Below are 11339 nucleotides of genomic sequence, written 5' to 3' on the forward strand. Positions count from 1 at the left end.
GATGCTTGTCGCCGGATGGGAGTAGAGGGAGTCAGTACCCACAGCTTTAGGCGAACTGCTCTGACTCAAATGCACAATGCTGGGATACCGCTGCGACACATTCAGGAGATATCTGGACACAATGACCTGGGTACTTTGCAGCGGTATTTGGAAGTGTCGCCAGAGCAGAAGCGTAAGGCGGTATCGATGATTGGTTGGTAGGATGCGATCGCCAGTCGGGAACTCCTCAAAAGTTATGTACAGTGCCTTTTTAATTGTTGTGGAGACATATTAGTGTCGTTAAAGCACCAAAGCTAGACTTAGCTGCCTTTGGGCTTGGAGCCAGGGCACTGCGTCTATTTTAGACAGTCCAATAATGACCCCGATTTATCTTGTGTGATCGCTCAAACCGCTTTGGGTTTATTTTAGATAGTCCAATAACACTTCCCTATTCACCGTGCGATCGCTCAAGGTGAGTAAAGTTGCTGTGCAAAGTGCGGCGGCACGCTATAACCAAGAAGCGAACCCGCCACATTGATTGGTTCGGGTAAGTAATACCAGCTAGGAAAACCTTGAAGCCGCGCTACTGCTTCCACCGTCAAGCTCTTAACCGTGCCATCTGACTTCCACAAATCAATAAACCGGCGGCGAACACCTTGCCTCTGGTCTGTAAAGATGGCTCTCTTAATCGTCCAGATTGGCTCCGTGGGTTCCCTCAGTTTTGGCAAAGAGTCCCTAAACCCAGTACGCTCAATTAACAGAGCTGGAATCTCCGGACAAATAGCCAGCTTCTCCTCAAGTGCCTTCTGTTGAGCAGGAAGAAGTTGGGACTCAGGTAGCGACGGGATTAAATCTTCAACAAACTGATACCATCCTACCCGGCTTTGCTTTGGTGGTAGCGCTGGCGCTTTTCCTCTTGCGGCTTTGACAATCAACCGCTTTCGAGACTGAGGAACTCCATAATCCGCCGCATCCAGCACCCCTGCTGTTATCTGATATCCCAACGCCCAAAGCTCATCCTGAATAATCTGCCATGATTCCGACTGTCTGTACCCCAATACGTTCTCCAGCGTAAAACATTTGGGCTGCAATACCCGTATCGCAGTGGCTACAGCAGTCGCGGCTTCGCGGTCTAGTGATTGCTCCGTACCGTTTCCCAGCGCCTTACTAAAGTTTGAGCAGACCGGAGAAGCGTGGAGATAATCCGGCTGGGGGAATCCAGGGAAATTAGCAAGAGCTAGTTCTTGAACCGTTCGTTGAATTACCTTGGTGCCATAGGGTTTGAAGTTCAGCGATAGAGAGGCAGCAAGTGCAGCAGATAGTTCTGTTCGACTAGGGTCGCATTCCACGCTCAAGACAGGTCTAACACCAGCCATGACCATGCCAGCTTCTACACCACCGCCTCCAGCAAACAGTACAACAGCCGTTGGAGCATCATCAGGTAGGGTAGGAGCATGACCCAAATATTTGAGTACCTTTTGGCGTTTTTGACCGTCAGCAGTTTTATAAGTTTCGACCAGGTAACGATAAGGTTGTCCTTTAATTATTTTGGTTCGGATAAACATGACCGGAGTGCCTAACTACAGGGTAGTATTAGGCATTCTATACCCTAGAGTCCGATCTAACTGAAACCTGGTTTCAGCTCTTTGATGGTATTTGGAGGTCGGAAAACTGAATTTCGGTATACGAGACTCAAACGAGGTGGTGGGATCTTTAGGCTCAATTGGTGGAGGAGTCCGGGAAACTGAAATTCCAGCCTACAAGACCCAAACACGTTCTTCCCAGAGGTTGCAAACTTTACAGCCCCTAGGAAGAGAAACCTAATAACGTGGACTTAGACAAAAACTGAAGCAGAAATGGCTTCAAATTCAAATTTAGAAAGACTTTCAGCTTAAATAGGAATAGTTCAGTATTGACAAAGGTTTCAGGTGTTTTTAAATTATCAACATTTGTTTTTTGTTAAGAGAGCTTTTAAGCCCCTCTAGGGCATAAAAAATGTTTGAGTTTCACTAACTAACTATTCTCCTTGTACACACATTTAGCTATTGCAATGAAATCGTATCCGAGGAGGAACTGCGGGAGCTGTTCAGGTTAGAAAACGAGTAACCCAGCTCCCGCAGCTCCCGATACTAAAATCAAAATCCAAAGTGCAGGATATTTTCTTTTCAGGTAACAGTGAAGCCAAAATTGGGAAAGTGGAATATTTAGATATCCTCTATCCACCAGTCATCTGTAATTTCTTCGGTCAATTCATATTCGGTAGTGATTTGCTCAGCATATTCATCACCCATCTTCTTTGAATGTCCAATAAGTGTTCCAAATGCCTCAGTAATATCTTCTCGACCAGGTTGGCGAACATGCTTTTCTGCAATATGCCTCAGAGCATGAGGATTAATCCAGCGAGCTTCTCCGAATAAGGCTTGTGTTGCAATTGCAAAAGCCCGACGAACTATTATCCAGAGGGTATCTATATCAACAGGCTTACCAAAAGCTTCAGTTTCGTGCTTTCCGAAAACCAAGAACAAACGGTTATTGGCTGTGAAATTACTCTTGGCAATTTCCCAAGCATTAATCCGTCGCTCAACTCCCTTCAACTGCCGCTCTTGGTACTGGATATATTCTTCTGGCGAACTTTTCACGTTTTTTGGAAGAATTCCTTGTTGGGCAGCTTCTATCTTTTGGTGGATACATTCTGCCTTATCAAGCTTGTAGTTCCAAAGTTCCATCCATCCCTCTGGCGTACTAACCAATTCCTCAATCAGGGGTCGCCAGTTGTACAACCACATATCTAAATCTTGGGTCAAGATAGCGGGCAATCGATAATGCCGAGGCTTGCTTTGAGAGGAGTGTTGGGTAGCGCGTTTGTGTTCTTCAAAGTAAGCTTCATAATAGGGATTTCCCTGATCATCTTTCCGACGAAACAAGGTTTCGTCAAGAGCAAAGTTTCTAATTTCCTCCTGCCGAACCGGGCAGTAAACCAGAATTTTGACAATTAAATAAGTCTGCCAGGAACGAGCAACTGCTGAAGTTTGGCGTTTTGTACGATATTTAGTTGCTTCTCCTGTCTTTTTGTCACGACGAGTAGTGTAAGGAGCGCATAAATTTCTTAGGTATTGAACTACTTGTTGGGCTTCTGGATGGGTTAACTTTTTCCTCGACCATTTTTCTGCGTCAAGCTGTTTTTTCTCCTTGGCATACTCTTCGGCGTACTCATTCCGCAAGTCTTTTAAATCTAAAATTAGTGGGATATCCGACCAATTGCGGCGAGTAGATTTGTCATAGTTCAACCACTTAGCGATCGCAATCGCTGTTTTAGCCGTACTTACACCCGTGGAATGACAAACTCCTCGTGTATCAATTGCCCAATATGTATACTTGTCAAGCAGGTCTACATCAGTCAGTAGCTCCAAGTTCAGTTCTGAATGAGGATAATTTTGGGAATACCAGCCAAGGAATGCTAGTATTTTGTGCTTATCACTCTTAAAAGTTGATGGCTTAATAGTGTCTATTTTCGGACTACGGGCTTCTCCATCTTCTCTAGACCGTTTTGGATCAGATACAGTTCGGCGTATACTTCTTCCTCCGGTTAAACGAAACTCCTTGAATTCTTCAAGTTGCTTAAGAACATGATTTGGCAGATTCTCTTTAGATAAGCTGTAGGGTGAATGTCGTTCTCTAGTTTTTGGTAATGCAGGACCCTTTTCTCGAAACGGAGAAACTGTTGCAACTGGATCAGGAAATAGACAATGCCACCAAGCCTGCTTCTCTAGCCACTGTGTGAATTGCCTAAGGGTAGAACGATAGTTTCTTCCAGTACTTCGAGATGTTCTTCCTTTCTCAACAGCTAAAGCAAATTGCCGGTCGAAAATTTCCAAAGCTCCCTTGAGTTGAGTAACGGGTAGTTTATCGCAAAAGGAAGCAAATTCCTCGACCTTCAAATTTTGGGCAGCGGGGTCTAATTCTGGAAAGACGTATTGCCTTAGGGCAATGCTCAGGTATTTATCAAAGTTAATGCCAACGTTATTGGCATCTATAGAGGTTTCCCAGAGTTTTAGGGCACGACCGAGAGTGTATTGTTCCATGTGACCGCAACAGTAATAAATAATCCAACGGACTTGAATTCTCGAAAAAAGTCTTGAGGTGAAGAGCCTGCCAAACGGCGCGAGCTACTCAGTAATTAGAAGAATATTACTATAAGTATGCACTCATACGTTTTTTGTATGAATGCGTACTCTAAAAAAGTTACTCAAGCCCTTCCATATAAGGAATTTTAGCAGTATTTCTAGAGCCTGCTTCGCGAATTTAAACCGTGGGATTACAGTTGAAAACTACAATTTTTATGGTATTTTTATGGTATATCTGTACTATGTTTAGGTGGGGGTATGTATGAAAAGTTACTCACTGGGTCATGTGCTAAATTTATGGCGCAAGTCCAAGGAAGCAAAACTTGTTGCCAATGATTTTGAGAAATACCTCAGCATCGCTTTGAGGTTTTATGTCATTCCTGAACTAGATACTCTTTCTCAAAATTTGAAAACTAGGCAGTTTGCTGCGTACTGCGATGAATTCCCAGCTGCCAAACTTAAAGATGCTTTAGAAATCTTCAATCAGCAGACGTCCATCGCGATAGAGAACGGGCAAATTTCTGAAGGTACCAGAGATAATTACCGTTCTACTCTCAAGCGATTTTTGGAGTGGATGGAGAGACAAGTTTGGTGGCGCGAGTTATTTCCAGTTCCAGTTACCCAAGAGGATGTTGCTCCTTTTCGAGTCTCACCAGAACCAAAACCGACGCGGGGAAAGCTGGCATCCTATGGATTGACATGGAGCCAGTTGCCGAAGCATGTAGTTGGGCAGATGCAGGTATTTAAAGAGTTCCGGTTAACGGGAGGTCAGAACCTACGCCGCACTGCTCGTTCTCTCCGGGAACGTCGGGAACTCGGAAGAGTCCGCAAGCCCAGAGTCGTTCCTGTTAAACCATCTTCGTTCCAGCATCATGATGAGCAAGCGGTACTCCGGTTTCTAGGCTGGTATGCCCAAGAGTACCCTGATTCTGAACTTAACTTGGAGCTGTTAACTGATGTAAATTTGCTTCGTGACTATACTGACTGGGCTATACAAACTCGTGGAGTAAACCATTCAACGGGTGAACATATGGTTGGTACAGGGATTGCGATCGCTAAGTGGCTCAATTACGACAATTCACAGCGGCGTGATTGGTCAGATATCCCGATTGTTCTCCAACTACAGGATTTACAAAGCGAATATTCAGAGATTTATGAACAGGAAAAGCAGCTCCTTACGCAGGAGAAATGGAAGCATAAGAAGCTAACTCATGAGGAAGCTCGACAGGTTGTTCAATACATCCAAAGACTATGCGCTCCAAATTATGGAAAACATAATAAAGAAACCGGAGAGTTTCTCAGCCACGGGACTCGACCAAAATCCGCAGTTGCTAGAGCTTGGCAGGCTTACTTAATTCTTAAGCTTTTGGTTTACTGCCCCGTTCGTCAACAGGAGGTGAGAAATTTAAAACTTGGAGAAACTTTGTTTCGCAAAGAAGATGACCGGGGGATTCCCTATTATGTGGTTAAGCTCCAGGAGCATAAACTCTCTTCGATAACCCACAAACCTCGTGAATATAAGCTACCGGCAATTTTGACCGAAGACCTTGATTTGTGGGTTATCGGGTGGCGACCTCTGATTGCAGAGTCAGTCAAAACTTTAGAAGGATGGGCAGAGTTTTGGGGTTATGGTTCTGACAAAGTAGAACGAATTCGGGCAAGAGTGGAAGCTGCTCGACAAGGAATTGTTGCTGAAAAGGTAGAAGCTTCGATTGATAAGTATATTGAGCAGGAAGAAGCAAGGCTACAAGGAGCGGAAAATCGTGTTGCTGCCTGGAAAGTAGCGAAGGCAAACTTCGAGAGCCATAATTACTTGTTTTTCATTATTGGTAAGGGAGATCCGAATAGTTTCGGCAAACCTCATTATGTTGCCAGTATTTGGCGCATGGTCAGTCGGGCGATCGCTACGGCAACACTTGCTTTATTCGGAGAAGCCCGATGGACTAACCCTCACGCTTTGCGGCATATTGCAGAGAAACATATCCGGCAAATAGGGAAATCAAATATTGCCAATCAATTTGGAACTTTGCTTGGACACTCAAAGGAAATGGGTGATCAGTATGCTGCTCAAATCACATCAGAGTATGAGTTGACAGAAGACATTGTAGACGATTGGTGGGAGTAACAACTGTAATAGGAGCTTAGCCATTTTATAGCCCTTAAAGGGGTTGAAAAGCCCTTTGAACAAGGAAAGGGTTGATGGCTTAAAAACACCTGAAACCTTTGCCAATACTAGATTATTCCTATTTGAGCTGAAAGTCTTTCCAGATTTGTATTTGAAGCTATTTTTGCTTCATTTTTTGTTTAAGTCCCGTTAGACGTTACGCCGAATAGTCTCGCGCCGCCTGTAATCTCTAGTTAAGAGTTACACTTTGACTTCAGAATCAAAGGGAAAATTAGAAATTCTTAAGACAGCGGCAGACATCTCAGATTGGGGATACGGTCGCTGGGCTTATGAACAGTGGGAAATCTTCAACGAACAGTATTGGGATGGAAGTTTAGAACCCGGTGGTATTTTTTGGGGACTTACAGCCCACGGACAATCACTTGGCTCTTATGAATCCTGGCGCAATGCCATTACCTTGCACAAAGCTCTTGTTGAACCAGCTTCTAACGCTTGGAGGCGAGGTAAATTACTGGGTAAGAAATTCGCGGCGGATGTGTTGCTCCATGAGATGATCCACCAAGCTCTTCTTCAACAAGAAAAAGTCTGCCCCCAATCCCATAACTGCGAAGCTTGGTGCGATGAGATTAATCGTCTCATTCCCTTAATGGGCATCGAAACCAGTTTGATTGCCCGACCTGTGAAGCAGCGTCGAATCAAAGTTGAGTCAGTGACGGTAGATGGCAAACTCACAACAAAGTCCAAAGTAACCTGGGAGCCACGACCGGGGTTTATGCCTCGTTCGACGATTGCTAATTTTCCCCACTCGTTGCGATCGCACTCTTACTATGAAAAATCAGCCGTGCAGTTAGGTAAAAAATCTGGATTGTTGGTAGATGGTGATGGTGTGGTTGAGCGTAACGTCTAGTTAAGCGTTACAGTTAACGCGGCAGCACGAGCTTAGCACTCTGTTGGGACGGATAGTAATACTTATTGACGCTTCTGTTTCAGCCAAAGCAGCCTTGTAGCTGTGCCTTGTGGAATCTTCGTTACTTTGGTTGGCTTACTCCCATCAACATCAACCAGGTAAAGAAAATTAGTACACTCAGGATAACCTATTAGTAACAAAGGTCGATAACACTTACCGTCGTACCCAGCTGCAAATACAATTTTTTGCCCGTCAGGTGACCAAGCGAAGTCTTGAATACCGCCAGCTGGACTTTTAGGAGGTGTAGGAAACAGTTCTCGCAGCTTTTTAGTCTTCAGATCCAATAGCCAGATTGTTTCACTGTTGAAGTTGAAGTTGTTATTGGTTTTGGCCCTAATGAGCAAAGCGAGATAGCGACCATCCGGCGACCACTTCATGGCTTCATCATTAGAAGATAGAGATGGGAATATCCGAATTGGTAAATCATCTTTGGCATCAAGGACTACTTGCAGGTTATTTCCGTCAGAATTGATTTGGTACAGCGTCTTCAAGGTTTTCTTCGTATCCCTATGCCAGAAGGCAAGAGTTTTACTGTCTGGTGACCAAATCAGTTGGTAAACACTACCAGGAGCGAGTTTAGTAATACGCTGCGAACGTTGACTGGCAATATCGAACAGGTAAACATCTTCGACAAGGCCAGAGGCCTCGTTACTAAAACCGTCTGTATAAGCGACAGTTTTCCCATCTGGGGACAAGGTGTACTGATTACTGCTGCCAAGACTTTTGTCCTCGATTTTTAAGACTTCTATAGAACCATTGGGACTAATGGATTTTTTCGCGTATAGAAGTCGTTGAGTCTGAGGAGACCATGACACATACGATCTCCTCGTTTCCTCATTGAGAGCACTTGGGAGACTGTTGGGAAACTCCCACTGAGACATCTTCCAATTTGTTGGGTTTACTACATACCAACCCTGTTGCTTGTTAATCTCAGTGAGGTTGAGGATGACGTCGCGATCTCTTGGTAAGCTGGTAATGCTCTTGACAGGAGCAAGTATTGACACGCCACACCCACCCAAAAGCATACAGATTAGAAAGAAAAATCTTAGCGGTTTGAAAGAGGCTTTCATTTTTTAACAGCGGCGCTTAAGCCTTACAGGGATAGGGAGCATTGAATTTCTGTCCTTCCAACCTAAGCGTGGAGGTGTGGCAGTTATGCAACCTCACATTCTGCTTTTCTAACTGTCACAGTGAGTCTCACCCAATATCACCATTGGATAGATGTTGCTCCACTGATAAATTACTGGGTAAGAAATTTGCGGCGGATGTGTTGCTCCATAAGATGATCCACCAAGCTCTTCTTCAACAAGGAAAAGTTTGCCCCCAATCCCATAACTGCGAGGCTTGGTGCGATGAGATTAATCGCCTCAATCCCTTAATGGGCATCGAAACCAGTCTGATTGCCCGACCTGTGAAGCAGCGTCGAATCAAAGTTGAGTCAGTGGCGGTAGATGGCAAGCCTTCAACAAGTCCTAAAGTAACCTGGGAGCCACGACCGGGGTTTATGCCTCGTTCGACGATCGCTAATTTTCCCCACTCGTTGCGATCGCACTCTTACTATGAAAAATCAGCCATGCAGTTAGGCAAAAAATCTGGATTGTTCGTAGATAGCGATGCCGCAGTTGAGCGTAACTTCTAGTTAAGCGTTACAGTTGACGCGCTAGGACGAGCTTGAGTCGAGAGTGCAGGGAATTGATGTCCGCTGTCGCTAACTATCGTTGCAACAGATCGAGTAACTTATGTAATGGTACATCTAGCAACTGGGTGGAAGAAACCAAGACGTAATCTATACAATTTCATCAATCCAGCTTTGAATCTTGTTAATCAGCTTTGGTGGGTTAGGTTGAATATCCTTCAAGGGTTGCTCAATAGACTGGTTGGTAATCCAAGCAATGTGAATCCCCAAATCTGCATCAGCAAGTTTTTGACAGAATGCGATCGCTTCCTCTGTTGGCTCGTGAAAACCGTTAGTGTCTTTGATGTACAAAACCAAAGCTAGGTTTGGGCGCTGCAACTTGTCTTGAATCTCGAAGAGGTGTTGTTGGAGTTCAGCATCACTCGTGACAGTGGGAGGTTTCCCTGGAATTTTGACAGCGTGATGCTTGTAGATTTTGTTGCAGAGTTTTTGCGCGATCGCTCCTTGTTCTGTCTCTCCTTTCAGGGATAGTAAGTTGACTGCTAAGGGATAAGTGTAGTCAGTGGGTTGCAGTTCGTTAAAATCTAGGTTCTGGGCTTCGAGGATTTGAGCATCAGGAGAGTTACCAACAGGAATGTTGTCAGGTGCTTCGGGATGGGTAGTGGTAGATGGCCTGTGCCATGCTTCATAAAAATCTGCGTAACTCATGTTTTGGGCGCAGTGCCAAAGGATGCCTTCGCAATATAGGCTGCAATCATGCCCATTTTCCTTATTGTGTTCTTGGTTACAGTTTCTTAAGGCAGCAACTACTGAAGGAAATTTACTTGAGATTAAAATCCTTTTCAAGTGCGGAGCAGCATCCTCGCAGATTATACTATCCTGACTATTACAAAGTAGGTAAACTAAAGAGTCGATCCATTCTGAGTCTCCATATTCTGGTATGTTTTCTCTTATAGCAAAATTAATATTTTTATCTTTGGTTTTGTTAAATGTTTCAATTAGTATAGTTACGGATTCCACTAGGCTAGGTTGGTATCTAATCAAGATAGCAGCCAATCTCCAACGAGTAACTTCATTTTGACTTTTATGTAATAGTTCAGTTAGAAAAATCATCTGTTCATCATTCTCTTGGTAGAGTTCCCAAATACCCATAATTAAGGATTCAAAAAGGTGATCATCCTGAGTAGTTAGCAGGATACTGATTAGAGTATGAAACGCTTCTGGATTACCAGGATTAGCTGCTGCCAATCCGAAAGCAACCGAACTTCGTAGTGCTTCATCCTCGCTTGACCGCAACTTTTCGGTCAAGGCATCGATTAGATCCGGGTTGCCAACACCAATTTGATATTCAAAAATATTCTCAACTATACAGATATCAATCTCATTACTACTTTTACTGATACGAATTAGTTTAGCTAGGGCATAAATAAATAATTGAAAATTTTCTTCAATAGATAAATCATCTATAACACTCTTAACTATTGTAGGACTCTGGGTTGTATATATTAACTCTGTCAATGTGGAAGTTGCTAGAGGATTATCTGGCTCAATGAACTGTAAACTACTAGCAGCGTGGTAGCGAAACTGTTCATTTTTAGTAGAATAGAGTATTGCAGTTAAGGTTTTTTTTATAGCATCTGGGTTTCTCCTATCATAACTTAACTCTCTAATAGCTATGCAGCATATTTCTTCATCTTTTTCATCTTTAGCTTCATGAACCAGATTAGCTACTTCTTCTGGAGTTTTAGGTTTAATTCTATACGTACAAATAGTTCTGCTTTTATTAACCTGAATTTTCTGGAGAATATCAGATAATAAAAATTTAATTTTTTCATCAGCACTCTTATGCATCCAGCGTTTTAAAAGCACTGTTCCTTCTGTTTCTTCATTACCAATTTCGTAGAGCAAAGAAGAGTAAATTTGTTTATTTTTATTGTTTTGGCTAGTTTTAATGATATGAATCATAATAGCAATTACCTTTGGGTTTTCTATAGCAATTTTCATGAATTTACATCTAGCATTCTGTCTAATATCTTTACCCCTTCGACGACTTATTTGCTGTCCAAAAGGACTCATAAGCTGAATTATAAGTTCAATAATCTCCTGATCAACAAGAAAATTATCTCCTAAGTACAGGGCAATTTCTAAACGTAACTCATCACAGGCAATGGTGTTTAATAAGCATTTTAAGACACTGATAGCCAATTGGCGATGAGTTTCTCGTAGTACAGCCTTAGCTTCTTCAGCAACAGTAGGGAATGTTATCCATTTTTTGTTTTTACTATCGAAAATACCAAAACCCAAAAATGTGATTTCCAGCAAGATTTCATAAACAAGGCTACATTGACTAAACTCTGCAATACTTGCTGCTGCCAAAAATAAGGCTTGCGATTGATATAGCGTTTCCTAGTCTGCTGAGGTACAGTAACAGCAGTGTGTAAACCAATTTTGGATGTCCTTCAAGGAGAGCTTATTAAATGCTTCCTCTATGGCTTTGGCTAAGTCAGG

The 11339-nt window shown here is 43.2% G+C and carries 8 protein-coding genes; 4 read left to right on the forward strand and 4 right to left on the reverse strand.

What is annotated here, in order from left to right; all coding sequences use genetic code 11:
• Window positions 1–201 (forward strand): tyrosine-type recombinase/integrase (locus tag NDI42_RS27815; protein WP_190450619.1); only part of this gene is annotated, 201 nt, incomplete at its 5' end.
• 245 nt (window positions 202–446) lie between these two features.
• Here NDI42_RS27815 and NDI42_RS27820 read toward each other — a convergent pair.
• The gene (locus NDI42_RS27820) at window positions 447–1544 is read right to left on the reverse strand and encodes a DNA cytosine methyltransferase (protein WP_190450620.1); all 1098 of its coding nucleotides are present in this window, start codon (window positions 1542–1544) and stop codon (window positions 447–449) included.
• 639 nt (window positions 1545–2183) lie between these two features.
• Window positions 2184–4061: a hypothetical protein gene (locus tag NDI42_RS27825; protein WP_190450621.1), complete on the reverse strand. Its 1878-nt coding sequence runs from the start codon at window positions 4059–4061 to the stop codon at window positions 2184–2186.
• A 304-nt stretch (window positions 4062–4365) separates the two neighbouring features.
• On the opposite strand from NDI42_RS27825, the gene NDI42_RS27830 reads away from it, so the two are divergent.
• Both NDI42_RS27830 and NDI42_RS27835 read left to right on the forward strand, forming a co-directional pair.
• Window positions 4366–6228: a hypothetical protein gene (locus tag NDI42_RS27830; RefSeq protein ID WP_190450623.1), complete on the forward strand. Its 1863-nt coding sequence runs from the start codon at window positions 4366–4368 to the stop codon at window positions 6226–6228.
• Between the two features lie 247 nt (window positions 6229–6475).
• Window positions 6476–7135 (forward strand): SprT family zinc-dependent metalloprotease, encoded by a 660-nt coding sequence (locus tag NDI42_RS27835; RefSeq protein ID WP_190450625.1) that lies wholly within the window; start codon window positions 6476–6478, stop codon window positions 7133–7135.
• 62 nt (window positions 7136–7197) lie between these two features.
• Here NDI42_RS27835 and NDI42_RS27840 read toward each other — a convergent pair whose 3' ends face one another.
• Entirely contained in the window at window positions 7198–8010 is an 813-nt protein-coding gene (locus NDI42_RS27840; protein ID WP_190450627.1) for a PD40 domain-containing protein, read from the reverse strand.
• A 296-nt stretch (window positions 8011–8306) separates the two neighbouring features.
• Between NDI42_RS27840 and NDI42_RS27845 the strand changes: the two genes are divergently transcribed.
• Window positions 8307–8834, forward strand: a complete 528-nt coding sequence (locus NDI42_RS27845) for a hypothetical protein (protein WP_348231845.1) — start codon at window positions 8307–8309, stop codon at window positions 8832–8834.
• A 147-nt stretch (window positions 8835–8981) separates the two neighbouring features.
• On the opposite strand, the gene NDI42_RS27850 is transcribed toward NDI42_RS27845, so the two are convergent.
• Complete coding sequence (locus NDI42_RS27850; protein ID WP_190450630.1) at window positions 8982–11207, reverse strand: HEAT repeat domain-containing protein; 2226 nt, start codon at window positions 11205–11207, stop codon at window positions 8982–8984.
• Window positions 11208–11339: the final 132 nt, after the last annotated feature.

This window comes from Funiculus sociatus GB2-C1, from assembly GCF_039962115.1.
Classification (GTDB): domain Bacteria; phylum Cyanobacteriota; class Cyanobacteriia; order Cyanobacteriales; family FACHB-T130; genus Funiculus; species Funiculus sociatus.

Bases quoted from the DNA above. Each gene is read 5' to 3' on its own strand.
- NDI42_RS27820 (WP_190450620.1), bottom strand. From the start codon at position 1,544: ATGTTTATCCGAACCAAAATAATTAAAGGACAACCTTATCGTTACCTG.
- NDI42_RS27825 (WP_190450621.1), bottom strand. From the start codon at position 4,061: ATGGAACAATACACTCTCGGTCGTGCCCTAAAACTCTGGGAAACCTCT.
- NDI42_RS27830 (WP_190450623.1), top strand. From the start codon at position 4,366: ATGAAAAGTTACTCACTGGGTCATGTGCTAAATTTATGGCGCAAGTCC.